Raw genomic sequence first — 26442 nt, forward strand, 5'->3', positions numbered from 1 at the left:
CCCATCATTCAGGACGGTGCATTTATTTTTTCTTTTCTGTGATCGTTGTCACCATCTTGGCCTTTTTCTCTAAGTTTTTCGGAACTTTGATTCCCAGCTTCTTTACGGTATCTTTGTTGATGATCAAGTCAGCATTGCTCTGATATTCGATTGGCATTGTCTTTATCTCTGCTTTGCCTTCTAAGATCTTGACTGCCTGTGCAGCGGTCTGTTTTCCGAGTTCATAGTAATTGATTCCGTATGTAGCAAGGCCTCCGCCGGTACACATACCTTCCTCTCCTACGATGACAGGGATCTTGGCTTCGTTGGCTACCATAGATACAGTGTTCATTCCGGCTGCGATCAGGTTGTCTGTCGGCGCATAGATGGCATCCGCTTTCCCCTTCAGAGATTCCACTACCTGGCGGATCTCGCTTGATTCGGACACTGTGGCGTCCATGGTCTCAAATCCTAACTTCTTTGCCTCTTTCTTTGCCATAGCGATCTGGATCTTTGAGTTTGCTTCTGCTGAGCAGTATAACATAGCCACTTTCTTCGTCTTCGGAAGCATTTGTTTTAAGAGTTCCATCTGCTTTTTCACCGGTGTCAGGTCTGAAGTTCCGGAAACGTTGTTGCCTGGCTCATCATTGCTCTTTACAAGCTTAGATGCAGCCGGATCCGTCACGGCTGTCACCAGGATCGGAATATCCTTTGACTCATTCGCCATAGCCTGGGCCGCAGGTGTGGCGATCGCCAATACCAGGTCACACTTGTCATTGACAAACTGAGATGCGATGGTCTGACAATTGGACTGCTCATTCTGAGCATTCTTATATTCAATCTTGATCTTATCTCCGTCTTTATATCCGGCATCTGCAAGGCCTTCTTTAAAGCCTTTGTAAGCCGCATCTAAAGCTGCGTGCTCAGTAAGCTGCACAACACCGATTTTCTTTTGTTCCTTTTTTGCCTCGTCTTTCTTGTCACTTCCCCCGCATCCGGAGAGTAGCGCTGCACTCATCACGGCTGCAAGTCCCACTGCCATAAACTTTTTTAAACTCATAACTCTGTCCTCCGTCCTTGTTGTTGCGTCAGCACTTCAACGCTTTTATGTGCTAAATTATAACACTGCCGTTCCTCATTGTCAAGCAAAGAACAAAGTAGGCAAGCCCATCTCATCTCTTCAACTCTCATTCTTTAAGGGGCTTGACAACTTTGCGTGCCAGATGCGATTTGACGCAGTCAAATGATATCCTTACGCATCTGTGCACAACCTGCGGAGCGTTTTTTGTTTCTTAGAAAAAGACCTTGTCACGCTGATGCATGAAAGTTTTCCCCTAAGAAGCAAAAAACTGCCCCGGTCTCCCGGAGCAGTCGCTTATTTACTCTTATTCTGTGTTTTAACGAACTTAGCTGTTTTTTTCAGTTCGTGCGGGACCCGGATCCCCAGTTTTTTTACCTGGTCTTCATTGATGATCAAGTCATACTGATCCTGGTATCCTATCGGCAATTCAGAAACCTTTTTTTTGCCTTCCAGTATATCTTCTGCCTGTTTTGCGGTCTGCTTTCCGAGCCGGTAGTAATTGATGCCGTATGTGGCAAGCCCGCCTCCCGTGCAGAGAGCTTCCTCTCCGACGATCACGGGAATTTTAGCCTCATTGGCCACCATGGTGACGGTATTCATGCTGGCGGAGATGATATTGTCAGTCGGCACGTAGATCACGTCTGCCCTGCCTTTTAAAGACTCCACAACCTGCCGGATTTCACTGGATTCCGACACCGTTGCGTCCATCGTCTGAAATCCCTGTGTCTTAGCTGCCGAACGGGCCTGTTTTACCTGGAGCACAGAATTTGCTTCCGCCGAACAATATAAAAACGCAGCTTTTTTTGCTTCTGGCATCAGCTTTTTAATCAGCCCGATCTGTTCTTTCACCGGAGCCATGTCAGAAGTTCCCGACACATTTGTATCCGGTTTTTTATTATCCTTTACCAGCTTGGCTGCCTGGTGGTCTGTCACTGCCGTGGCCAGGATCGGAATATCCTTCGTCTCCGTAGCCATGGCCTGTGCCGCCGGTGTTGCAATGGCCAGCACAAGATCACTCCGGTTTCCGACAAACTGGGAGGCGATGGTCTGACAGTTGGACTGATCATTCTGGGCATTTTTATACTGAATCTCAATATTTTTGCCGTCCACGTATCCGTCTTCTTTCAGACCGTCAATAAATCCTTTTCTGGCGTCATTTAACGCATCGTGTTCTACCAGCTGCAGAATTCCGATTCGCTTTACATTATCTGACTTTTTGTTTGCACATCCTGTAAAAGCCATCACAGCCGCAAACACTGCCAGGATGCCAAACGCTTGTGCTTTTCGTCTCATATTCTACCCTATGATAATTTTTCTTCCAGTTTTAAGTTGATTCTGCCCATCTTGTCAATTTCCAGTACTTTGACGGCTACGCGGTCCCCAATGTTGACCACATCTTCCACTTTCTCCACACGCTCTTTGGCAAGCTTGGAAATATGGATCAGTCCGTCTTTGTTCGGTGAAACCTGTACAAAGGCACCGAACTGCATGATCCTGACAACCTCGCCCTCATAGATATCTCCTACATTCAGCGGCTCTACGATGGACTTGATGATGCCGATGGCTTTGTCGATCATCTCCTGGTCTTCGCTCAAAATGTCCACTCTTCCGGACTCGTCGATATCGATCTTTACGCCGGTCTCATCAATAATGGCGTTGATCGTCTTGCCCTGTTTGCCGATGACTTCGGAAATCTTCTCCGGATCAATGGTGTACTGGGAGATCTTAGGCGCATATTTTCCTACATGGTCTCTCGCCTCTCCGATGACCGGATTCATGACCTCGTGAAGAATATAGGTTCTTGCTTCTTTTGTCCTTGCGATCGCTTCACGGATGATCTGGTCTGTGAGTCCGTGGATCTTGATATCCATCTGGATCGCTGTGATTCCCTTATCGGTTCCTGCCACCTTAAAGTCCATGTCACCGAAAAAGTCCTCCAGACCCTGGATATCGGTGAGGATCAGATAATCATCGTCGCTGTCTCCTGTCACCAATCCTACAGAAATACCGGCAACCGGTGCCTTCACCGGCACACCTGCTGCCATCAGTGACAGAGAGGATGCACAGATGCTTCCCTGGGATGTGGAACCGTTGGATTCCATGATCTCAGACACGGTACGGATCGCATACGGGAACTCTTCTTCTGTCGGAAGCACCGGTATCAGTGCACGTTCTGCCAAAGCTCCGTGTCCGATCTCTCTTCGTCCCGGACCTCTGCTCGGTCTTGTCTCTCCTACTGAGTAGGAAGGGAAATTATAGTGGTGCATATAGCGCTTGCTCGTCTCGTCCTGATCCATGCCGTCCAGTCTCTGAGCTTCTGAAAGAGAGCCTAGAGTGGTCACAGTCATAACCTGGGTCTGTCCTCTCTGGAACAGTGCAGAACCATGGACTCTCGGCAGACAGTCAACCTCTGCCGCCAGATGGCGGATCTCCGTGATATCCCTTCCGTCCGGACGCTTTTTATCTTTTAAGATCATTTTTCTCACTGTCTTTTTCTGGAAAGTATACACAGCCTCCCCGATCTGGGACAGCCACTCTTCGTTATCGGCATAGCGCTCCGCTAATTTTTCTTCAATGCCGCGGATATTTTCTTCCCTCACCTGTTTTTCGTCAGTGAAGACCGCTTCTTCCATGGCTTCCGGTGTGATAAAGGAAACCATGTCCTCATACATCTCCTGATCGATTTCATGGTGCTCATATTCATGCTTTTCTTTGCCGCATTCTGCCACAATAGTGTCGATGAATGCGATAATCTCTTTATTTACCTCATGCGCTTTAAAGATCGCCTCGATCATTACGTCTTCCGGCACTTCATTGGCTCCGGCCTCAATCATGATGACCTTATCTCTCGTAGACGCCACGGTCAGTGCCATCTCGGATACTTCTTTCTGGGCCGCAGTCGGATTGATGATAAACTCTCCTTCGATCAGTCCAACCATAGTGGATGCAGTAGGTCCGTCGAAAGGAATGTCAGAAATGCATGTCGCGATAGCAGATCCGAGCATTGCGGTGAGTTCCGGGCTGCAGTCCGGGTCTACGGACATGACAAGGTTGTCCAGCAGTACGTCATTTCTGTAATCCTTCGGAAACAGAGGACGCATCGGCCGGTCGATCACGCGGTCCGTAAGGATTGCATTCTCAGAAGGCCTTGCCTCTCTCTTTAAAAATCCTCCCGGGATTTTACCTACTGCATACTGTTTTTCTTCATACTCGACACTCAGCGGAAAGAAATCAATCCCGTCTCTCGGTTTGTCGGAAGCCGTAGCTGTCGAGAGGACAACTGTATCTCCGTAGTGCATAAATGCCGCACCGTTTGCCTGTGCCGCCACACGTCCTACTTCTACAGTTAAAGTGCGGCCTGCAAGTTCCATACTAAATTTTTTTACCATGTTTAATTCTCCTTAAAACGATATTTAAAAGACGCCGAAACAACTAAGCGGTCCACAGCACAGCCTATGGGCTCCTTAGTAGTCTCGGAATACGTCTTTCACAACTTTTTTATTGTATCACAACTGCATGAAAAAAAGAAGACAGGAATTTGAATTCCTGTCCCCATAATTCTGCTATTTTCTCAGTCCGAGTCTTTCGATCAGCGCACGGTATCTTGCAACATCCTTATTCTTTAAGTATGCTAAAAGATTACGTCTCTTACCTACCATCTTTAACAGACCTCTTCTGGAATGGTGATCCTTCTTGTGCATATCAAAATGCTCCTGAAGTTCTTCAATCCTTGCTGTAAGGATCGCGATCTGTACTTCCGGTGAACCGGTGTCATTGGCATTCCTTCCGAATTCTGCAACGATCTGTTTTTTCTTTTCTGATGAAATCATTTTGTTTCCTCCTTAAATTATATAAAATAGCCGCCAGATACTAAGACTTGGTCGGAGATGTCCGAAATCTGAGTACCGGTCAACTCGATGAGTATATCACAGAAAAATTTCCTTGTAAAGGATCATTTACATATTTCTGCTCACTTCCACAGCCGCGCTGGCCGCTTCCATGACAGCACTTCTGAGACCTTTTTGTTCCAGGACTCTCACGGCTTCGATCGTCGTTCCCGCCGGAGAACACACCGCATCTTTTAATTTACCCGGATGGTCTTTTGTCTCGAGGACCATTTTGGCACTTCCCAGCACTGCCTGAGCCGCAAAGGTATATGCTTTTTCTCTCGGAATCCCTCCGAGCACCGCAGCGTCTGCCAGCGCCTCGATAAACATATAGACGTAGGCTGGTGAACTTCCGCTGACACCTACTACCGCGTCAATGAGCTTTTCATCCACGATTTCTACCTTCCCGAAACTTTCAAAAATCTTCCGGACTTCCCGGGCTTCTTCCTCCTCAACATATGGATTCATACACATGCCGGTCATGCCTTCTCCTACCAGAGCCGGTGTATTCGGCATGGTGCGGATAATTTTTGTCTCTTTTCCGAAGCTCCGCTCCACAGTCTCCATAGAAAGCCCTGCCGCAATGGTGACAACGATCTGGTCTTTGCCGACCTCGTCCCGGATCTCCCGGATTACCTTATCATACATCTGCGGTTTTACGGACAAAACAATGATCCTTGAATTCTTCGCCGCTTTTATGTTGTCTGCTGTTGTTGTTATGCCGAGCTGTTCTGAGATCTGATCCATTTTGTCCTCAGAAGGCCCGGAAGCAATAATCTCGTCTTTTGTATATGTGCCTTCTGCAAGAATTCCCGAAATCATGGCCTTCGCCATATTTCCGCACCCTATAAATCCAATTTCCATGCTGATTTCCTTTCTTTAACCTAAACGTTTTAAAAGCTCTTCAAAGTATGCAGGAAGCCCCACCTCAAACTCCATGTATTCCTTCGTCCTCGGATGGACAAATCCGAGGACTTTGGCGTGAAGGCACTGCCCGTCAAGGGAATACCTTGACTTTTTCGGACCATAGACGGTGTCGCCCAAAAGCGGATGGCCTATGGATGCCATATGCACCCGGATCTGATGGGTCCTTCCCGTCTCCAGACTGCATTCGATGTAGGTAAAACCTTCTTTCAGGCGTCCCAGCACCCGGTAATGAGTGACTGCTCTCCTGCCTGTCTCCCGGTCTATCGCCATCTTCTTCCGGTCTTTTCTGCTTCTTGCGATCGGTGCATCCACCGTTCCTGATTCTTCTTTTATATTGTGATAAACAATGGCATGGTAACGCCTTGTAATCGTGTGATCCTTCAGCTGTTCTGCAAGACACTGGTGAGCCATATCATTTTTGCAGACGATGAGAATTCCTGTGGTATCCTTATCGATCCTGTGGACGATGCCGGGGCGCAGTACCCCATTGATCCCTGACAGCTCATCCCTGCAGTGTTCCATCAGCCCGTTGACCAGAGTGCCCTCATAGTGGCCCGGCGCCGGATGAACTACCATATCCTTCGGTTTATTAACCAGGATGATATCCCGGTCTTCATAGACAATGTCCAGATCCATTTTTTCAGGCCTTATGGAGAGCTCGGTCGGCTTCGGAACCTTCAAAATGACCTGTTCACCCTCCCGGACTTTATGATTGCTCTTTTTTTCCGCGTCATCTACCAGCACCGCTGAATCCCTGCAAAGTTTCTGCAAATAGGATCTGGTAAATTCCGGGAACCTTCCGGCCAGACAGACATCCAGTCTGCTGCCGGCCTCTTTCTGCGAAACTGTAAATTGTCTCCATTGTTCCATCAGACCTGTTTCCTTTTTTCTAAAAATGCAAAATCGTCTTCTTTATAGTAAATGAGAATGAGAAAAAACAGCACTGTCATAGATACTGTCACATAGATGTCAGCTACGTTGAACACAGGAAAATTGATCGGTTTAAAATAGAAAAAGTCCACCACATACCCCCTGAAAATTCTGTCTATAAGATTGCCGACGGCTCCGGCACATAAAAAAACGTAGCAAAAGCGGAGCGGGCGGTATTTTTTCTCATCCGGCAGCTTAGAATAAGCAAATGTAAGCAGCGCCACAGCAAGCACTGTGATGACAAAAAACAGCCATTGCTGATTTTGTAAAATCCCAAAAGCCGCCCCCCTGTTTTCCACATACTGAAGTTCAAATATATCTTTCAGGATTGAAATCCCTTCTCTCCCTTTCAGGGACATCACCGCCGCTGCCTTAGAAATCTGGTCTGCAGCCAGAAAAATTACGATCGCGGCGAATACTTTTATCTGCTTCATCTCAGCTCTTCCTCTAATACTTCCATCATTTCTTTGTCGCTGACCGTGAGGTCAATGCAGGCCTCCCCGATCCTTTTTAAAAGAATAAAACGGATATGTCCTCCTGCCATCTTCTTGTCAGACTTTGTTGTCTCTATGATCCGCTCCGGCGTCAGCCTGTCAAACCTTTGATCCAGAGAAAAGGCATCAAACAATGCACATGCTTCCTCTGTCTCTTTTTCAGATAACATCCTGCGGTTTCTGGAAAGCTTCAGAGCGAGCCTGCACCCGGCCGCCACACACTCTCCGTGAAGCAGGGAAAAATCCATCAGAGTCTCCACTGCGTGGCCCAGTGTATGTCCAAAATTTAAAAGGGCACGCTCTCCCTGCTCTTTCGGATCTTCCTCCACGACCCGCCGTTTGATATCACAGCTTTTTCGGATCATCTCAAGCATTGTATCCGGATCTTTCGAGAGGATCTGTTTTTTATGGTCTCTGATCCAGCGGTAATACTCCTGATCTTTGATCAGTCCGTGCTTTACCACCTCTGCCATTCCGGACAAATACTCCCTCTTTGGAAGACTCTTTAATGTGTTGACATTGATATAGACCAGCTTGGGCTGGTGAAAAGCACCGATCATATTTTTGTATTGGATAAAATCTACGCCGGTCTTTCCTCCGATGCTGCTGTCCACCTGAGAAAGCAGAGTCGTCGGAATCTGAATGAAATCGATCCCTCTTAAATAAGTCGCTGCGGCAAACCCGGCCATATCTCCTGCCACACCGCCGCCCAGAGCCACAATCAGGTCCTTCCGGTCAAAATGATTCCGGATCAGCTGCTCGTATAAATGTTCCACGGTCTTCAGCTGTTTGTGGGCTTCTCCCGCACTGAAGCTGAATGTGGTCACTTTCGTGCAGACAGGGCCTAACAAGTCATACAACTCTTTTAAATAGAGCGGTGCTACATTGCTCTCTGTCACAATGCACACTTTTCTGTTTAATAGGCCAGCATCAGAGAGTGCCTCTGTCAGGTCATCAAAAGAGTCCCTGAAATAAATATCATATATCTTTTTCCCCTGTTCCCTGACGCTAAGCTTACTCTCTTCCATCATAATCAGGCTCCTCAGCAGCCGCTGCCTCTGTCTCTTCTGTCTCTTCTTTCTCTTTTTTGGAGATCTCCAGATCATATACCGGGTTCTTCAGATAATCCAGCTGCCCGTTGATAAACTGCATCATTCTGGATTTGTATGACACATAATCCCCAGTCAATTTGTTGATCTGTTTTTCCAGAGACGCGATCTCTCCCAGCTTTTCCTGGTTTTCTTTGTCAAATGCCTCTCTCGCCTGCCTTGCAAAATCCTCGGCTTCTCTTCTGGCTTTTTCAAGGATCTCCCTGGCTTCCATCTCTGCCTGCTCTTCCATGGCTTTGGCCGCCTTGTCGGCATTTGCGATCGTCTCCTTGGAAGTTTCCTCCGCAAGCACCAGTGCCTTTTTTAATGACTCTTCGATGACACGGTAATGATTCAGATTCTCTGTAAGGGCTGAGACTCTCTCTTTCAGCTCGTTGTTTTCTTTGTAAACTTTCTCGTAATCTCTGGCCACTTCTTCGAGAAATTCATCGACTTCAATAGCTTTATAGCCAAATCCTCTTTTCAGTTCCTTACCTAATAACTCGATTGGTGTAATCATGTGCATCCTCCTATTTATAAATTTGCAGCTTTACGTGAAATCTGCCCTTCTTCGTCTCTCTTCCCAGTTTCTGAAACCGGAATTTGCCGAATCCCCGGACAGATATGACGTCTTCTGGTTTTGCCTGGTAACTGTTCCTTGTCTCCATTTTTCCTCGGATGAATACTTTCTGACTCTGAAATAATGAAAGAGCCTTGCTCCTCGAGAGGCCGAAAGCCAGCCCCACAAGCGCATCCAGCCTTGGGGAAGACACAAATCCATCTTTTGTAATATATTCCTGGCAGTAATGAATGTCCTTAAAATCCATCTGGACGGTTTCCACCTGTGTATTCCTGACCTTTGTAAGTTCCCGGCACAGAAATTCAGCCATATGTCTGAAACAGAAAACATAAGCCTCCCCATCCGAAACTAAGATATCACCGATCTGGCTTCTCTCAATCCCCAGGTTCATGAGAGCGCCAAGGTAGTCCCTGTGGGTGAGCGTTTCTGCAAACTTTTTAAAAAGAGGCGAGATTTTGGCACATGCCAATGGAATCTCACCTTCATATCCAAACATCTCTTCTGAGCCGAACACAATAATACAGCGGTCATAATCTTCATGGCCGCCATAAAGTGATGCGTCTGCAAAAGAAAGATCCTGTCTCATCTCATGAAAGAGGCTCTGTTCCCTCTCCGACAAAAACGGTGTATGGGTATACACTGAATTCATAAATGCAGTCTGAGCCAATTCTTCCAGTCGCTTTTTAAACAGCTGCTCGTCCATGGCTTATTTTAGCTGAGGTGAGATGATATTTTCATTCATGATCTCACTTCTTAAATCTCCATTGACCTCAATGCTGTCCGGTGCCGCAATAAAAATATTGTTGGAAACAGCCTGAAGGGAGCCGTCAATCGCATAGGTCGCTCCGCCCACAAAGTCGATGCTTCTCTGGGCAACCGTCAGCTCAACTCCTTCTAAGTTGATGACAACTGTCTTGCCTTCTTTCAGAAGATCTGCTGCCGTCTGGGCCTCTGCAAAGTCCTGAGGCTTGATCACGTAAACTTCTACACCGTGTCCGTTCATGGATACTACTTTTCCGGAGCCGAAGCGGCGGGGTTTCGGATCTTTCGTTTCTCTGCTCGTATATGTGATCGGTTCAATCACATTTGACTCTTCTCTGACAGTGTCTTTTTTCCGGAAGAATGAGCGCCGTTCTGTATCCGGTTCTTCTTCTTCCTCTTCGTATTCGTCGTATTCATCATATTCTTCATCTTCCGTAAGTTTCATAAAATTCAACAGCTTATCCACTGCACCCATGCTCTTTATCCTCCACTATTTATTGTAGTCTCTTTCCCCAAAAATACCTGTTCCTACCCGTACCATGGTAGAGCCTTCTTCCACCGCAACCTGATAATCATTCGTCATACCCATGGAAAGGATGTTCATAGCTATATTATCAAAGTTTTTCTCTTTGATGTCAACAAATAATTGCCGCATCCTTCTGAAATATACCCGGTTATTTTCTGGATTTTCCACGAATGGTGCGATCTGCATGAGTCCCTGCACAAAAACGCCCGGAAGGCTAGAAATTTCTTCCAGCGCACTGTAGAGATCTTCTTCCATAAAGCCGGATTTTGTCTTTTCCCTTGCCAGGTTCACTTGAATCAGTACCGGCACCTGGATCTTGTGTTTTAAGGCTTCTTTGCTGATCTGTCTTGCCAGCTTTATAGAATCCACAGAGTGGACCAGCGCCACCTTATCCACGATATATTTCACTTTATTTGTCTGGAAATGGCCGATCATATGCCAGCGCACCGGAGACTTGATCTCCTCATATTTCTTCATGATCTCCTGGACCTTGTTTTCCCCGAAATCCATGACCCCGCAGTCCATAAGCTCCTCGATCATAGACAGAGGTTTTGTCTTGCTGACCGCAATCACAGTAACCTCTTCCGGATCTCTCCCCACCTTTTCACAGGCAGCCTTTACATTTTCTTTCACTAGATTGTACTGATCGATTAACATATCACACACTTCCTAACTTTAATATATGATCTGGTTTTCCTTGATCGCTTTGCTGTCGAGAACAACAAAGTCATACAGTCGAATACCGTTTAACGTATCTGTCTGTACTATGGTATATCCGTCTTTATTTACAATAACCTGTACCGGACGGAAATCAGCATAGCCCTGATTCGTGCAGTAGACTCCTTTCAGTCTCTTCTTTTCTCCTACGGTAAAGCGGTCACCGGCGTCCATTGCCTCAAAGGTAGTGCCTTCCTCCACCTCTTCCGGATTCAGATAACAGTAATTCTTTGTCTTCTTATAAATCTTAAATTCTTTTTGTTCTACCTTGACATTTCCGTCCTTGGACGTGGTTCTGACACTGAAGCCCTCGCTTGCTCCGTTATTGCCCTTTGTAATGTACTTGACCGGAACCTGATAAAACTGTTTTGAGACAATCGCAGAATCCGGAATTTTAAGTCCCTGGTAAGTATCCAGGAGCAGATCGATATCCACATACCGCTCTCCGATGTAACGGATCAGATATTGGTCCAGAGACAGATAGGCAAAATAGCCGTCTTCTTTTTTTTCGGTCTCAACGCCGGCCTCTGCTTTCATCTGGTCATCCACGAATTTCACGGTTACGGTCTTTCTGCCTTTAAGGCTGGTATACTGTTCTTTATCAAGAAGTACCGTCAGTGTCCATTTCTCATTTTTCGTCACTCTGCATACGGTGTCCCCTTTTTTCACTTTGTCTGTAGAATTCAGTTTTGTGACCCTGTAATTTTCTCTCTCAAAATCACTCGCTTTAATCTGGCCTGCCTCCCTGCCGTCGAAGGAATCCGAATAAAAGCTTGCAATGCCGCTTATACTGCTCCTTCTGGTAGAAAACGACGCATCCCCAACCTGTTCTTTCACCTGTTCCATGACCTTCTTCAAAGATTTTTCATTAATGCCCAGCACAGCATTTTTCAGGTCATATTTCAAGTCATAGACATCTTCAAAATCCTTGTCCGAGTAGATTGATTTAAACTCGGAAAGCCGGTTTTTAATCCTGGTATTCTCCTGGATATCTCCTCTTCCCTTCATCTCTTCCACCTGATTGGCAAACTCTTTCTGGACCTTACCGTTCTTGTCCAAAACATAGAGCATGCCGGACTTTTTGACCCTCTTTCCCTCTTCCGTATAATATGTAATATAACCGTCATCTTCGGCCTTCAAAAGTTTCTCGTTCCTGAGGGCGATTCCGGTGAGGGAATATGTCGATAAAATTTTATCTTCTGTCACTTTATAAACCGTCAGCTTTTCCTTGCCTACGAAGATCATTACATTGATCAGAACATAGATCAGCAGGACAAGAAAAACGATAGTCCCGATATTCCATCTCGATTTTTTTCTAGCCATCTATATCCTCCAGCGCCTCAAAGCTGCCCCGTCTAAATAATCACATCTGCATCCCTGGACATATCCTTTTTGTTTCATTGTTTCCTCAAACAGATCCTTTAGCTTCCACCAGCTGACTCCCCAGTTTGAAAATACGGCATCTTCCTCAGGCACTCTGCTGAACAGCCTCTCGATGACAATATCTTCTCTCAGGTTAGCCACAAACTCTGTCAGCCGGTTTATGTATTCTTCTTTTGTGCATAAAGATATTTTACCATCCCTGTATTCTTCATACAATACGGAGTTCTTCGGAATATAAAGAGAATGGGCTTTGACCACAGACACAGGCAGGGCAGAGATCACCCTGGCTGTCTCCACTGCATCTTCGGCTGTATCTCCGGGCAGATTCAGAATGACATGAGTGCAGATCTCAAACCCGTAGGGTGCCGTGAGAAGGACCGCATTCAAATACTCTGCCAGAGTATGGCCCCTTTTGATCTTCCTCAGAGTATGGTAATTGACCGTCTGAAGTCCGAATTCCATGGTCACAGCGGCTCCCCGCTCCTTTTGTATCTCATTTAAAAATTCCAGATAATCTTTCCGGATACAGTCGGGTCTGGTGGATATTGAGATCCCCACAATATCTTCTTCCTCCAGTGCTTCCAGCACATAGTCGCGAAATTCCCCAAGGGGCAGAAATGTGTTCGTGTAATTCTGAAAATAAGCTAAAAACTTTTTTGCCCCGTACCGTTTGCCGATATAAGCTTTTGTTCTATTCAGCTGGTCCTTTACGGGCACTGTTTCAGACATGGCTTCAAAGCCGGTCCCGACTCCGGCACAGAAACTGCAGCCTCTGCCTTCTATCCGGTTCGGACAGGTCACCGGGAGATTGACCGGGAGTTTATATACTTTCTCACCGAATCTCTTCTTCAAATGTGCCGAGTAAGTGTTGTAGCGTTCCATCTTCTTAATTTTCCTTTTTCAGTACTTCTGTCATCGTGTGATATAGAGTCTGTTTGCTGGAAGCCTTTAAGATGACAGAGATAAATTCTTCCCCCTCCTCGTTTTTCGTGAGAATGATCAGACAGGAACCGGCTTCTCCCGTTGTCCCCGTCTTTCCTCCCAGCATAAACACTTTGTGAGGAAGATTGTAATTGCCCAGCAGGTACTGATTGGTCGCTGCCATATCAAATGCCTGCAGCTTGTTCTTCTGGTTCGTATATTCTATATAACTGCTCGCCTTTCCTGCAATGGATAAAAATTCATTATGTTTCACCAGTTCCTGGAAGATCAGGTACAGGTCATACGCAGTCGTATAATGATTCTTCAAATGAAGGCCGTTTGGATTCTGAAAATTTGTATTGGTAGCTCCCAGCTCACGGGCTCTCTTATTCATCATCGCCACAAACTTTTTATCGCTTCCGGCCACCTTTCTTCCCAAAGCAATGGCAGTATCGTTGGCAGACATGACGATCAGTCCGTTTAAAAGTGCTTCCACCGTGATCTTGTCGCCCTTTTTCAGATGAAGGCTCACTGCTGCCGGGTCATCGAAGGTGATATCCCGGTCAATGGTCACAACATCATCAAGACTGCAGTTTTCCAGGACCAGAAGGGCAGTCATGATCTTTGTGATACTCGCAGGGTAGGCCTTGTCAAATACCTTCTGCGCAACGAGCACCTGATTTGTCGTATTGTTGACGAGCAGCGCCTCTTTCACTCCGGAATACTGCTCTGTGTCGGCATCCTCCCTGGATATAACGCCTACATAGGCTCCTTTCGACTTCCAGTTATCCCCCAGAGTCTCCGTTCTAAGCTCATCCTGGTTCTGCTCCAGATGTTTTTCATAAGTGACGGAAAGCTGCGTCAATGTATCCGCCGCGCTGCACCCGGTCAGAGAAACGAGCAATACTGCCGTCATACATATACATAAAATTCGTTTTTTCATTCTGTCCTCCTGATTTCAAGCAAATGTCCTAAGAAATGAAAAGAAAGACTGTCATGTGACAGCCTATTGAGTATACATCTCTCTCCAGTCCAGATCCCCCCGGTCCAGGGCCATAATCAGAGCCTCTGCCGTCGGCAGATTGGTGGCACACGGGATGTTGTGTTTGTCACAAAGGTTCAGTACATCATAGAAGCCCTGTGTCCTCTGCTTGTTGTCCGGATCCTGCAGAAAGATAAGAAGATCCATTTCATTGTTTTCGATCAACGCCCCGATCTGATGCATGCCGCCGAAATGTCCCACCTGAAGCTTATGGATCGTCAGGTTTGTCACTTCCTCGATCACCTTTCCCGTGGTGGCTGTGGCGTACAGCGTATGCCGTCTTAAAATATCCTGATAAGCAATGCAGAGGTTCTGCATCAGCATTTTTTTCGCATCGTGCGCAATTAATCCTACATTCATAACGGTTCCTCCTAATATTTTTTGCGTTGAAGATAAATATTCAGCATCAGGCCGATCGCAATGGATGCCGACAAGAGTGAACTCAGGCCATAGCTGATAAACGGCAGCGGAAGTCCTGTATTGGGCAAAGTCCCTGTGGCAACTCCTATGTTGATAAAGGACTGGAATCCCATATAGGCAGACACGCCCACAGCTACCATTTTGGCTGCTCCATTATCGGCTTTCCGGGCCACATTCAGGCACTGGGCTACTAAAAGAACCAGCAGGCCGATCACAACAAGACACCCTAAAAACCCGAACTCTTCTCCAACCACAGAAAAAATAAAGTCTGTCTGGCGTTCTGACACCAGATTTACATCGCTGGCAGAGACATCAGAGATCGTATTTGATCCGAATCCCTTTCCGAACAAACCTCCGGACCCGATGGCCATAACAGAGTTGGCTGTCTGCAGTGCCGTAGAATCCGCATAGGCAGCCGGGTTTAAAAAGGACATGATCCGCGCCACCTGATGAGACTCTAAAAGAATCTGTCCCGGTGTCTGGACATACCATATAAACACTGCAAAAAGAGGAATCCCTATGATCAAAACTCTCAGGATCAGCTTAGAGCTTAATCCTCCCACAAAGACGATGGCAAGAATGATAAAAACGATATCCAGTGTCGTGGACAGATTCGGCTGTTTCAGAATCAGATACAGCGGCGGTGCACATAAAAGTGCAAGTTTCCCCAATACTTTCGGTTCGTTCAGATCGTCCTCGTGGCGAACTACGAAATCTGCGATGACAATGATCATCACGATCTTGCTGAGCTCTGACGGCTGAAGCGTCCCCAGGGGCCCCAGTGAAAACCAGCGCTTTGCCCCGTTTACGTCTTTTCCAAACAGCTTAACGCCTATCAGCAACAAAAGATTGATGATATAGAGCAGATTGGAACTCCGAAGCCACGTCTGATAATCGATCAGAGAAACTACTGCCATGACCGCAAAACAAAGGATCAGACCCAAGCCCTGTTTCATCACAAAAGACGGATTTGCGCTGTGGATAAAAATAATTCCTAATGTGGCCAGCACCAATACATTGAGAACCAGCTTTATATTGTAGTTTTGCAGTCGGTAGTTTCTAAGCATTTTATCACTCCATGTCTATTTTTTCTTTTTCATTTCCCGGATCGGGATATTCGCAAACAGCGCCGGTCCGCTGTGTTCTTCGTCGTTCTGAGTAATCTGAATATCCAATCCCTGCGGATCGATCTCCATATATTTTGAGATCACCTTGATGATGTCATTTTTGATCAGTTCCATAGTTTCCGGAGAACAGTTGGAACGGTCAGATACCAGCAAAAGCTTCAGCCGGTCCCTTGCTTCATCAGCGGAATTTTTCTTTTTAAAAAAGCTATCAAACAAACCCATTCTTCTCCTCCTTGACTATTTCTTAAAAATGCCGGCAAGTTTCTCGAAGAATGATTTGGTATCCAAATCCAAAAACGGTACTTCTTGTCCCATAACCCTCTTACAGATGTTCATATAAGCTTTTCCTGCCATACTGTCGCTGCCCACAAGAGGTTCCCCCTGGTTTGTAGATACGACAATGTTTTCATCGTCCGGCACAACGCCGATCAGATCGATTGCCAGGATATCCAGGACATCATCCTTTGACAGCATGTCCCCTCTTTTTACCATGTCCATACGGATCCTGTTGATGACTAAATCGATCTTATGTATATCGTTGGCCTCCAAAAGTCCGATGATCCGGTCTGCATCACGGATCGCAGATACCTCCGGAGTCGTCACGATCAGTGCGCGGTCTGCTCCTGCGATGGCATTCTGGAATCCCTGTTCGATCCCTGCCGGGCAGTCCAGAAGGATATAGTCAAACTCTTCTTTCAGCTCATCCACAACTTTTTTCATCTGCTCAGGACTCACAGAAGATTTATCCCTTGTCTGTGCAGAAGGCAGAAGATAAAGATCCGGATATTTTTTGTCCTTGATCATCGCCTGTTTGATCCTGCAGTTTCCCTCTACCACATCGACAAGATTATAGACAATCCTGTTTTCCAGCCCCATGACCACATCCAGATTCCTGAGACCGATGTCCGTGTCGATCAGTACGACCTTTTTCCCTTCTTTTGCCAGACCGGTTCCTACGTTGGCCGTCGTGGTTGTTTTCCCAACGCCGCCTTTTCCTGATGTGATTACGATTACTTCACTCATTGTTTTCTTCCTCCATTGTTTTAAGCTGTAATTTCATTCAGAAGTGATTTTGATATAGGTTCTATGTAAATATTTTCATCCTCTACAAATGCAATCTTGGCTTCCTCGTCGCCTTGCTTTGCTTTTTTCCCAAACAGCCGCTTCTTTGCAGATACCTGATCGGATGATCTCGCAATATAGCTGCCGATCCGGATCTGCATCGGCTTCATCTCAAGGGCAGCGATGAAAGCCTTGTCATTCCCGTCCACTCCTGCAAACACATAGCCTTTTACACACCCCAGTACGACGATATTGCCCTTTGCCTTCACGGTAGCTCCGGGATTCACATCCCCGATGACTACCACACTGGCATCGGATTCCAGACTCTGTCCGGATCTTAAAGTCCCCTGGTAAAATTGTCCGAAGGAGACTCCTCCGCTTTTTAAACGGGATTCGCTCCTGGACTCTTTCAGCCTGATGGCTCTCTCCTCGATCAGCTGTTTAAATTTGGTTTCCAGAACCTGGTCCCCTTCCATCACATAGGCGATGGAGAGGGAGCTGTTCTCTGTGATCGTTTCCAAAACCCGCTCCGTTTCCTCCACGCTTAAAACCCTTCCTTCGATTTTTAATACAACCTGAGTTTTGGTGTTGAAAAACTTCGCGGCTTCCACAAACTTTCTCGCGATAATCGCCAGCAGTTCTTCAAACTCTATCTTGTCATCCAGGACAATCGTCAAACCAAAATTGTTTCCTTTCAACAATACTGGTTCTTTCATATATTTTCACCTCTCTTAATCGGATACTGAACCGGCCGCAGAAATTACTTTCTTGTCCTTCCTTAATTTCGCCTTCTCTTTATCATTTGCAAAATAATACTTGTAGAGATCCTTCGCTGCGGCTGCCGCATTGGATGACGTATATCCGTAAGGGATGACTGCAGTGACCGTGATCTCCGGGTCTTCATAGGGACCGAAAGATATGAACAGCGCATGGTTCGGCCTCTTTTTATCTTCCTGTGCGGTTCCTGTCTTGCCCGCCACTTTCACATTAAGCCCTTTGAATATGCTGGTCACAGCGCCTTTCTTTCCGGAAACAACCCTGCGCATGCCGGACCAGACCGCATCCCAGTAAGAGTCATCATTCAGAGTGAGTTTGCTCTTCTTCTTGACACCGTATTTTTTCACCGTCTTTCCGCCCGAAGTGGTAACTTTGTCTAAAATACTCAGGTCGTAGACGGTTCCCTTATTTGACAGCGTCGTCACGTAGTTGGAAATCTGGCTCGGCGTGAAACTGTTCGTGCCCTGTCCGATGGCAGAACGCACAGAGGTTTCGTCTGAAATATGCGGAGCCATCTCGCTCAGCTCAATACCGGACTTTTTATTCAGGCCGACCTTGGTCGCATATTTTTTCAGGGCCTCCAGGCCTTTCTTGCTGCTGTAAGATGCCCCTGTCATTCCTAAGTCATATCCTACCTCATAAAAGAAGCAATTACAAGAGACTTCTAATGCCCCGGCCACATTATTGTAGCCGTGCCTTCCGTTGGGATAAATCCAGCAATGGGCCGCGGGACTGATCTTGTCAAACACGCCGGTACACTGTATCTGGGTGCCTGTGGAAATCGTTCCCTCATTCAGGGCGGTGATCGCAGATAAAGGCTTGAAGGTGGACCCCGGAGCCGTTCTGTGATTCAGCACCTGATTATAAAGAGGCGTCGCCGTGGAATTGGACAGCTGGCGGTAGTAGTCGTTGTCGATTCCATTGGACAGCTTATTGCTGTCATATCCCGGATAACTGACCATGGCTTTTACTTTTCCCGTGTCGGGATCTGTGATCACAATGGAGCCGGAACACGGGTCCAGGCCGAGCTGGGCCGGCGTGATTTCTCTTTTTGACAGCTTCTGCCGTATGAAGGAGTAGGCATCCAGGGAACCGTTTTTCAGACTCTGATAGGTCCCCGCGTCTTTTTTCTTATTCAGGACTCCCTGCTCGTACAAAAGCAGACATACAGACCTTCCACTGAGTTCACCGGTTCCGAGCTTTTGTTCACATACTGTCAGATCAAATTCATCATCCTTCTGAAGCTGTTCTTCAACATAGGACACAAGCGCGTCAAAGATCTGCTCTGTATCACTGTATTTGGACGGCAGATCCAGCATGGAAATATCGATCCATTCTTTATTGATGGCATATTTAAGGAACTCACCCAGGCCGATCTTTTCATCTTTCCACCTGAGATATGTCTTGTCCTTCGTGTCGACGGAGCCGGTTAGGAAAACTTTTTTCCTGGAAAGCATCTTATACACGTAGTCAGCATAATTCTGCTTTTCCTCACTCTCGTCTTTGTAGGCCTTTGTACTGCCTGTAAGATTCTTCCGAATCGTTTTGATACTGTCCTTTTTGAGGCTCTGAATCTTTTTATACATGCTCTTTTCGTAAGAGTTTGCACGCTCTCCGTTCAGGTCCGTGATATCCACAATACTGTTTCCGATCAGTGAATAGTAGACGTCTTTGATCGGAATCCTTATATTGCTCCGGTCACCCTTGGAATCAGAGGTGGTGAGTTTGGACAGAACGATGCCTGTAATCCTTCTTTCTAACAGGTTATATGCATATTCCTGAAGATCACTGTCGATCGACAGGACTACGTTGTTTCCTGTTCCTGCCTTTTCCGTCTTGGTCGTCTTTACGATCTTTCCTATATTGTTGACGATCATGGTCTGGCTTCCGCTGCTGCCGTGCAGATAAGACTCCAGTTCTTTTTCAATGCCCGCCTTTCCGACCGCGTCGTCCATCGCATAATAGTCCTTGTCACTTTCTTTTTTTCCCTTATTATAGTCATCAAGTTCCTCGGTATTGATTGTACCGGTATAGCCGATTACATGAGACATGGCCTCACTGTTTTTATAAACCCGGATGGACTTGGTACTCACGTCGATCCCGGTAAGTTCATTGGAACGCTCTTCGATCTCCGCGATGCTCCTGCTGCTCACCTCTGTGGCAAAGGTCACCTTCATATATTGTGAATAACGGCTTAAGTAGGCGCTGTATCGGACAGACATGATCTTTAAAGCATCTTTGTCTGAATACTTCTCATCAATGTCAAACATTTTCCCGACTCCGGGACTTCCCATAGTCCCGTTTCTTAAGTACTCAAAGACTTCCTCCGCACTGGCATTAAGCTGCTGCTGACGGAGCTTTAAACGCTCCTTGGAAAGACCCTTGGTATCTGTCCCGATGCCGAATGCCTCCCTCTTGAACCGTTCCAGTCTGGAGCCTTTCTCCGTAAAGCGGAATGTGCCGTTTCCTGTGATCTCGATCGGGATATCGCTCTTGAAGGAATCTTTGTTCTTCTCTAAGATCTTGATCACTTCATAAATCACCTTATTTTTTTCATAATTCTCAGATGTATCGTTTTCCTGGGCTAACGTTTTGAATTTATTGTCATTCTGAAAATTGACTGTATAGACCATTTTGTTGTAAGCCAGAAGTTTTCCGTTGCAGTCATAGATATTTCCCCTCGTACCGGAAGTCTTGACGGTCTTTTCTACTTTGTAGGTGAAGTCTTCTTTATGTGACTGCCCCTGAACAATCTGAATGACAAACAGCCGGCAGACGAGTACAAGAAAAAGCACTGTGAATAAAACAGCCATTGCCAGAAGCCTGTTTGCCAATAATTTTTCAACCCGGTTTTGTAACTTTCTAAACACTAGAACATGCTCCTTTTTTCTGAATCGCTGATGCGTACGTCGATGAACAGAAGAAGTTTATACAGCGGCAGAGCGATCAGCCCTGTATAGACTGCTTCCGGTATCATAATATCTTTTAAGTAACTGAAAAATGCAAATCTTCCTCTCAGTGCAAAGAAAAAGAAAAAAATTGCAAAGCTGTAAGCCAGGGTATTGATGACTAAAAGCCCGAACGGCAGAAGGACGTCGTCTTCATAAAAGAAAGAGTTGAAACATCCGTTGATATAGCCGATGAGCAAATAAAGAAGGGCATACTGCCCGAGAACGTCACCGAAAAATATATCGATCAGCAGACCGCAGGAAAATCCGATGCCGATCCCTGCTTTCTTTCCCCTGATCAATCCCAGGGTCACAGTGAGGATCAGCAGAACATTCGGCATGACATCGGCAAGCTTTAAAAACTGAAACACCGATGTCTGCAGAAGAAAGCAAAAAATCACAGATAGAATATAAAATAAAGTCCTTTTCAGTCTCATCATCCCACCTGCCTATTCTTTTGTCTTTTCATCCAGGTTGACATTTTCTTTCAGGTCTGTGATCACCAGGACTTCCTTTAAATGCTTGAAATCCACGATCGGTGTGACCTTTGCGGTCTTTGTAAGCTTTGTGGAATCCAGTTTGATATCGGATACTTTTCCAATGGAGAGCCCTTCCACAAATTTAGAACTCAAATATGAGGTCACCAGCTCGTCGCCTTCTTTGACCTTTGCGGTCTTATCAATATATACGACTTCCAGGTAGCCGTCAGACATCGTACTCAGACTTCCCCTGACGATGCAGGAGTCCTTTGTCTTCAAAAACATGGCGCTGACCATGCTGGTGTCATTGATGATCGTCCGCACCTTCGCATAATGATCGGACACATCGTATACGATGCCCACCAGCCCGTTGTCCGCGATCACATTCATGTTTTTCTTAATGCCGTCTTTGCTTCCTTTGTCGATGGCGAAGATTTCAAACCAGTTGCCGGAGCCCTTACTGATAACTCTGGCCCCGACCGTACTGTATTTTTTATATTTTGCTTTGAGCTTCAGAAGTTCCTGGAGACGCTCAAGCTCTATCTGGTCCTGCGACAGAATCCGATTCTGCATCTTCAGGGAATCGATCTTCTCCTGAAGAACTTTGTTATCTTCTTTCAGCTGTTCCTTGGTCTTTATATTTTCATTCCAGGAAAAAATACCGTTCCCAATGGAATTAATCCCTTTCTGCATAGGACTTAAAATTCCTGTGGCCAATGCTTTGACCGGAGACAGCACGCCCCCCGCAAAAACACTGATCCCGATTAACAAAAAGCACACTCCCACAAAAATAAACAGGTAATGCCTTGAACGCATATTTTTCTTCTGAAATTTCATTTCTCTTTCCTCACTGGTATTTGCAATCTTTGTTCATGATCGTCTTCAAGCCTCGGACAACACTCTCCTCCGGCTGTTCCCCGGGGCGGATATGAATGCCGATGGCATCTTCCATCCATTCCGGAATCTTCTGAAAGGAGGAACTTCCCCCTGACAGATAAATGCCCTCCACCATGATATCCGATGCCAGTTCCGGAGGAATCACCTCCAACATGGCTTTGGCCTCGATAATGATGTCGTTGACATAGCTTCTTACCTTTTCTTCTGCCAGATCTCCCGGAACCTGGATCTTCTTTGGAAGCCCGCTGACAAGGTCTCTGCCTTTTACATAGGCAGGCTTCCCTTCTTCTTCCCTTCTGGAATACAGAAGCTTTAACCGCTCCGCGCTCTTCATCCCGATCTCAATATTGTGGTTTCTCTTTAGCTTTGAGATCATCCACTGGTCGATCTGGCTGCCTCCCTGCTTTACCAGACGGCTTCTCACGATGCCCCCGAGGGAGATCACGGAGATCTCGGTCGTGTCGGCCCCCATATTGATGACCATGTTGCCGCAGGGGGCCCCTACATCAATGCCCAGTCCCACGGCATCCGCCATCGGCTTTGGCCATAGTCTGACCTCTTTTACCGACCGGAACGACTCAAGCATCAGATCATAGAATGCTCTGCGCTCCACGCCGGTGATGTCTGACGGCACAGCCATGTAAAATTCATATTTTTTTAACTTCCTCAGATAACGTCTGAGAATTTCCGCAAGAAGCCTGCGCATATTCGTATAATCGCCGATCACCCCGTGGACCATCGGCGTAATGATCTGTATCTGGTGTGGCTCTTTCTCATACATTGAAAACGCTTCGTTTCCTACTGCTGCTGTCTCCGAATCTTCTGTCAGGGCAATGACATTTTTAAGCCTTAGAATCTGGTCTTTTTCTTTCGAATAGATCCTAAGATTCTTAGAGCCCAGCTCGATTCCAATCAGTCCCTTCTTCATAAGCACTCCATTCCATACCGCCCCATCGGGCTAAAGTAATTGTTGTTCTTTAAAACTTACGTAAGAACGGTCTCCGATGATGATATGGTCGGACAGATAAATGCCGAGCAGTTCTCCTGCTTCTTTTATCCGTTTCGTGACAGAGACATCCTGCCTGCTGGGAGTGGGGTCCCCGGAAGGGTGATTGTGCAGCAAAATTAAATAGACCGCTTCATACTTCAATGCTTCCAGGAATACTTCCCTGGGTGACGCCACTGTCTGATTGACCGTACCTACGGATACCTTCAGTTCTTTGATGACTTTATTCTTCCCATTAAAAAGAATTAAAATCATTTCTTCCCTGTTCAAGTGACGCATTTTTTCCATATAATAATCCGCAATGGACTTTGGAGTATGAAAACTGATCTTCTTATGTACTTTCTGTGAGGACAGCCGCATGGAAAGTTCTGCAATGCAAAGGATCTGTACTGCCTTCACCCTGCCGATGCCCCTGATCCTCATCAGTTCATTCATTGTAACATGACAGATGCCCAGCAGCCCCTCATAATATGGGTGCAGGCCTAAGATCTCCACAGCCAGGCCCGTGGCCCTTTTATCCTTCGCACCACTTCTTAAAATGGCGGCTAAAAGCTCCGCATCTGTCAGCGCCCCCGGTCCCAGCCGCTCGCATTTTTCATAAGGGCGCTCAGACTCCGGAAGCTCTTTTATTGTGTAATGTCTCTTTTCCATAGATTCCTTTCCTCAAAGGAATACGTAAAAAAACATTTCTCATTAATAAATCTTACCATAAGATCTTTTTCTTGTATACCCAGGAACTATGACGGTTTCCTTAAATTTTTCTTATTCTCCCGACATAAAAATCCGGCATCCGACATCACAGCAGTACGAGCCCTTTTTCCGCCATCCGCTGAAGGGACATTGTAATCCCGTACTTGGCATGTGGATAGGTAAGCCCCCCCTGGAAATAGGCTGCATACGGAGGTTTCATCGGACCGTCTGCACTGAGTTCGATGGAGGAGCCTGAGACAAACGCTCCTGCCGCCATAATGACCTGACTGTCATAGCCCGGCATATCCCACGGCTCCGGCGTCACATAGCTGTCCACCGGCGAAGCCGCCTGGATTCCCTGGCAGAACGCTTTGAGTTTTTCAGGGTCGTTGAATTCTACCGCCTGAATAATATCGTGTCGGCTCTCCTTTCCGTCAGGGACCACTTTAAATCCGAGGCTTTCATACAGGTTAGCCGCAAATACAGCCCCTTTCAGGGCGCTGTTTACCACTGTGGGCGCGAGAAACAGTCCCTGCAGGAACTGGCGGTTGACTCCTAAAGATGCACCCACTTCTTTTCCAAGGCCGGGTGTAGTAAGTCTGTATGCACACTGCTCGATCAATTCCTTCTTTCCGCAGATATAACCCCCGATGGGTGCCAGCCCTCCACCTGGATTTTTAATGAGCGAGCCTACGACTAAGTCTGCTCCTGCCTGGGACGGCTCCGTCTCCTCGACAAACTCTCCATAGCAGTTGTCCACCATGACGATGACTGACGGCTTTATATCCTTTACGAATGAGATCAGCTCCCCGATTCTCTCAACAGAAAGTGTCGGCCGTGTGGCGTAGCCTTTCGACCGCTGGATCGTGACCAGCTTTGTCCTATCGTTTATGGCTTGTTTTATGGCTTCATAGTCAAAAGAACCGTCCGGCTTCAGATCCGCCTGGGCATAGGTGATCCCATATTCAGCCAGAGAGCCTTTGGATGGCCGGATACCGATCACTTCTTCCAATGTGTCATAAGGCTTTCCGACCGGAGACATGACTTCATCGCCCGGTCTTAAATTAGCATTTAACGAAAGGCCCAGGGCATGGGTACCGCAGGTGATCTGCGGGCGCACCAGGGCATCTTCTGTCTGGAAAATATCCGCATAGACTCCCTCAATTGCCTCTCTTCCGATATCATCATATCCGTATCCCGTGGTCTCTCCGAGATGTGCCTCTGAAATACGGTTCTTCTTCATAGCTTTCAGCACTTTCAGCTGATTAAATTCTGCCACTGCATCAAATTCTGCAAATCTTTCGGAAAGCGATGACTCGATGTTCTTTGCATAGTCATATACCTCTCCGGACACACCCAATTCTTTATAATATTCTTTTAACTGATCCATCCCATATGCCTTTCTCTCTGATCTTTTCCAGCATAAATGCCAGAATCTCGTCTTCAATTCGGTAATTCTGCCTGTTAATCATGGTGACTTCTTTTTCCCGCCGAAACCATGTGAGCTGCCGCTTTGCAAAGTGCCTCGTATCTTTTTTGATGCGCTCTGCCGTCTCTGAAAGATCCTGTTTTCCTTTCAGATAGTCAAAAACTTCTTTATAACCAATCCCCTGCATGGATACCATGTCTTTTGTATACCCTTCACCGGCAAGCTGCCTGACCTCATCGATCAGCCCTGCCTCTATCATCCGGTCAACTCTCTGGTTAATTCTCTCATACAGAATCTCCCGCTCATGAGTCAGGACAAAATAGACAAAATTATAACGGGATTCCTTGGTTCTCTCCTGTTCATTGTGCATGGAAATCTTGGTTCCCGTCTTTTCATAAAACTCCAATGCCCGGATCACCCTTTTTGTATTATTTTCATGGATAGCCTGTGCAGATTCCGGGTCAACTTCTTCCAGTATCCGGTGGAGATATCCATTTCCTTTTTCCTCTGCCAGCTTCTTTAGTCTGTCTCTGTATCCCCGGTCTGCATCTTCCCTGGAAAAGTCTATATCGTATAAGAGAGCCTGAATATAAAAACCGGTTCCTCCGACTACAATCGGAATCCTGCCCTTTTCATAAATCTTCTCTGCCGCTCGCTTCGCCATCTGCTGGAACCGGACTACATGAAACTCCTCATCCGGTTCCAATTCATCCACCAGATAATGAGGGATTCCATCCATCTCCTCCGGCATGATCTTTGCCGTCCCGATGTTCATTTTTTTATAGACCTGCATAGAATCGGCAGAAATGATCTCTCCTCCGACTGCTTTTGCAAGTCTTATAGACAGCTCCGTCTTCCCCGCCGCCGTAGGCCCGGTCAGTATGATCATCGGCTTCATAAGCTGTCAAATCCTTTCGGCAGCAGTTCTTTTAACGAAAAATCCTGCCAGCTTTCTCTATCCTGGCAGATCACCCGCATATCTTTAGAAAACTCATTCATCACCTGCAGGCAAATACCGCACGGATAAACACACCCGTCTCCCTCTGCCGCGATGGCAATGGCATCAAACTCCCTGTATCCCGCCGCCACGGCAGTGCTAACGGCATTGCGCTCCGCACAGATCGCCGCGCCGTAAGAAGCATTCTCCACATTACACCCGGTAAATACGGTCCCGTCCTTACACAACAGAGCCGCACCCACAAAAAAACCGGAATAAGGCGCATAGGCATGCCCCCTGGCCTGCTTCGCCAACTCCAACAACTCTCTATCGTTCATAATCCCATCCTTTTT

The 26442-nt window shown here is 46.6% G+C and carries 28 protein-coding genes; all 28 read right to left on the reverse strand.

Going from position 1 to position 26442, the window contains the following annotated elements:
* Window positions 1-22: 22 nt before the first annotated feature.
* The 28 genes from P8F77_RS11970 to cdd all read right to left on the reverse strand — a co-directional run bounded on the left by P8F77_RS11970 (window position 23) and on the right by cdd (window position 26427).
* Entirely contained in the window at window positions 23-1039 is a 1017-nt protein-coding gene (locus P8F77_RS11970) for an ABC transporter substrate-binding protein (protein WP_024727085.1), read from the reverse strand.
* 315 nt (window positions 1040-1354) lie between these two features.
* Entirely contained in the window at window positions 1355-2353 is a 999-nt protein-coding gene (locus P8F77_RS11975) for an ABC transporter substrate-binding protein (RefSeq protein WP_287517759.1), read from the reverse strand.
* Window positions 2354-2361: 8 nt separating this feature from the next.
* Window positions 2362-4449 carry a polyribonucleotide nucleotidyltransferase gene (locus P8F77_RS11980; protein ID WP_024727083.1) on the reverse strand — a complete coding sequence of 696 codons (2088 nt, stop codon included), beginning with the start codon at window positions 4447-4449 and terminating at the stop codon, window positions 2362-2364.
* Between the two features lie 174 nt (window positions 4450-4623).
* Window positions 4624-4890, reverse strand: coding sequence for a 30S ribosomal protein S15 (gene rpsO, locus P8F77_RS11985; RefSeq protein WP_024727082.1), 267 nt, complete (start codon window positions 4888-4890; stop codon window positions 4624-4626).
* Window positions 4891-5016: 126 nt separating this feature from the next.
* Complete coding sequence (gene proC, locus P8F77_RS11990) at window positions 5017-5811, reverse strand: pyrroline-5-carboxylate reductase (RefSeq protein ID WP_024727081.1); 795 nt, start codon at window positions 5809-5811, stop codon at window positions 5017-5019.
* Between the two features lie 15 nt (window positions 5812-5826).
* Window positions 5827-6744: an RluA family pseudouridine synthase gene (locus P8F77_RS11995; protein ID WP_024727080.1), complete on the reverse strand. Its 918-nt coding sequence runs from the start codon at window positions 6742-6744 to the stop codon at window positions 5827-5829.
* The gene (gene lspA / locus P8F77_RS12000; RefSeq protein WP_024727079.1) at window positions 6744-7238 is read right to left on the reverse strand and encodes a signal peptidase II; all 495 of its coding nucleotides are present in this window, start codon (window positions 7236-7238) and stop codon (window positions 6744-6746) included. Before lspA ends, P8F77_RS11995 begins: the two co-directional genes overlap by 1 nt.
* Entirely contained in the window at window positions 7235-8326 is a 1092-nt protein-coding gene (gene aroB / locus P8F77_RS12005; protein WP_024727078.1) for a 3-dehydroquinate synthase, read from the reverse strand. Before aroB ends, lspA begins: the two co-directional genes overlap by 4 nt.
* Window positions 8313-8906 carry a DivIVA domain-containing protein gene (locus tag P8F77_RS12010; protein ID WP_024727077.1) on the reverse strand — a complete coding sequence of 198 codons (594 nt, stop codon included), beginning with the start codon at window positions 8904-8906 and terminating at the stop codon, window positions 8313-8315. The genes aroB and P8F77_RS12010 overlap by 14 nt, the downstream gene beginning before the upstream one ends.
* Window positions 8907-8916: 10 nt before the next feature.
* On the reverse strand, window positions 8917-9669 hold the full coding sequence (locus P8F77_RS12015) for a YlmH/Sll1252 family protein (RefSeq protein ID WP_024727076.1): 753 nt from the start codon (window positions 9667-9669) through the stop codon (window positions 8917-8919).
* A 3-nt stretch (window positions 9670-9672) separates the two neighbouring features.
* The gene (locus tag P8F77_RS12020) at window positions 9673-10203 is read right to left on the reverse strand and encodes a cell division protein SepF (RefSeq protein ID WP_006565815.1); all 531 of its coding nucleotides are present in this window, start codon (window positions 10201-10203) and stop codon (window positions 9673-9675) included.
* 15 nt (window positions 10204-10218) lie between these two features.
* Window positions 10219-10911 carry a YggS family pyridoxal phosphate-dependent enzyme gene (locus P8F77_RS12025; RefSeq protein WP_024727075.1) on the reverse strand — a complete coding sequence of 231 codons (693 nt, stop codon included), beginning with the start codon at window positions 10909-10911 and terminating at the stop codon, window positions 10219-10221.
* An 18-nt stretch (window positions 10912-10929) separates the two neighbouring features.
* The gene (locus P8F77_RS12030) at window positions 10930-12294 is read right to left on the reverse strand and encodes an HlyD family efflux transporter periplasmic adaptor subunit (RefSeq protein ID WP_024727074.1); all 1365 of its coding nucleotides are present in this window, start codon (window positions 12292-12294) and stop codon (window positions 10930-10932) included.
* Window positions 12295-13236 (reverse strand): TIGR01212 family radical SAM protein, encoded by a 942-nt coding sequence (locus tag P8F77_RS12035; protein WP_034549105.1) that lies wholly within the window; start codon window positions 13234-13236, stop codon window positions 12295-12297.
* A gap of 4 nt (window positions 13237-13240) precedes the next feature.
* The gene (locus P8F77_RS12040; protein WP_235824558.1) at window positions 13241-14218 is read right to left on the reverse strand and encodes a serine hydrolase; all 978 of its coding nucleotides are present in this window, start codon (window positions 14216-14218) and stop codon (window positions 13241-13243) included.
* A 63-nt stretch (window positions 14219-14281) separates the two neighbouring features.
* A complete protein-coding gene (locus P8F77_RS12045) occupies window positions 14282-14677 on the reverse strand; it encodes a methylglyoxal synthase (protein WP_022261002.1) in 396 nt (131 codons plus the stop codon).
* An 11-nt stretch (window positions 14678-14688) separates the two neighbouring features.
* Entirely contained in the window at window positions 14689-15804 is a 1116-nt protein-coding gene (locus P8F77_RS12050) for an FtsW/RodA/SpoVE family cell cycle protein (protein ID WP_009290510.1), read from the reverse strand.
* A gap of 15 nt (window positions 15805-15819) precedes the next feature.
* A complete protein-coding gene (minE, locus tag P8F77_RS12055) occupies window positions 15820-16086 on the reverse strand; it encodes a cell division topological specificity factor MinE (RefSeq protein WP_009290509.1) in 267 nt (88 codons plus the stop codon).
* Between the two features lie 15 nt (window positions 16087-16101).
* Window positions 16102-16887 carry a septum site-determining protein MinD gene (gene minD, locus P8F77_RS12060; RefSeq protein WP_009290508.1) on the reverse strand — a complete coding sequence of 262 codons (786 nt, stop codon included), beginning with the start codon at window positions 16885-16887 and terminating at the stop codon, window positions 16102-16104.
* Window positions 16888-16907: 20 nt separating this feature from the next.
* Window positions 16908-17642, reverse strand: a complete 735-nt coding sequence (minC, locus tag P8F77_RS12065; RefSeq protein ID WP_024727071.1) for a septum site-determining protein MinC — start codon at window positions 17640-17642, stop codon at window positions 16908-16910.
* Window positions 17643-17657: 15 nt separating this feature from the next.
* Window positions 17658-20573 (reverse strand): penicillin-binding transpeptidase domain-containing protein, encoded by a 2916-nt coding sequence (locus P8F77_RS12070; protein ID WP_270430347.1) that lies wholly within the window; start codon window positions 20571-20573, stop codon window positions 17658-17660.
* A complete protein-coding gene (mreD, locus tag P8F77_RS12075; protein WP_006565826.1) occupies window positions 20573-21091 on the reverse strand; it encodes a rod shape-determining protein MreD in 519 nt (172 codons plus the stop codon). Before mreD ends, P8F77_RS12070 begins: the two co-directional genes overlap by 1 nt.
* A gap of 9 nt (window positions 21092-21100) precedes the next feature.
* Window positions 21101-21967, reverse strand: a complete 867-nt coding sequence (gene mreC / locus P8F77_RS12080; RefSeq protein WP_024727069.1) for a rod shape-determining protein MreC — start codon at window positions 21965-21967, stop codon at window positions 21101-21103.
* A gap of 10 nt (window positions 21968-21977) precedes the next feature.
* A complete protein-coding gene (locus P8F77_RS12085; RefSeq protein WP_148459067.1) occupies window positions 21978-22955 on the reverse strand; it encodes a rod shape-determining protein in 978 nt (325 codons plus the stop codon).
* 30 nt (window positions 22956-22985) lie between these two features.
* The gene (radC, locus tag P8F77_RS12090; protein ID WP_148459066.1) at window positions 22986-23684 is read right to left on the reverse strand and encodes a DNA repair protein RadC; all 699 of its coding nucleotides are present in this window, start codon (window positions 23682-23684) and stop codon (window positions 22986-22988) included.
* Between the two features lie 145 nt (window positions 23685-23829).
* Entirely contained in the window at window positions 23830-25113 is a 1284-nt protein-coding gene (locus P8F77_RS12095; protein WP_024727066.1) for a methionine gamma-lyase family protein, read from the reverse strand.
* On the reverse strand, window positions 25088-26050 hold the full coding sequence (gene miaA, locus P8F77_RS12100) for a tRNA (adenosine(37)-N6)-dimethylallyltransferase MiaA (RefSeq protein ID WP_148459064.1): 963 nt from the start codon (window positions 26048-26050) through the stop codon (window positions 25088-25090). The genes P8F77_RS12095 and miaA overlap by 26 nt, the downstream gene beginning before the upstream one ends.
* Window positions 26047-26427: a cytidine deaminase gene (gene cdd, locus P8F77_RS12105; RefSeq protein ID WP_287517792.1), complete on the reverse strand. Its 381-nt coding sequence runs from the start codon at window positions 26425-26427 to the stop codon at window positions 26047-26049. The genes miaA and cdd overlap by 4 nt, the downstream gene beginning before the upstream one ends.
* Between the last annotated feature and the right edge of the window lie 15 nt (window positions 26428-26442).

The sequence above is a fragment of the Anaerostipes sp. PC18 genome (assembly GCF_039789045.1).
GTDB classification, from domain to species: domain Bacteria; phylum Bacillota; class Clostridia; order Lachnospirales; family Lachnospiraceae; genus Anaerostipes; species Anaerostipes hominis.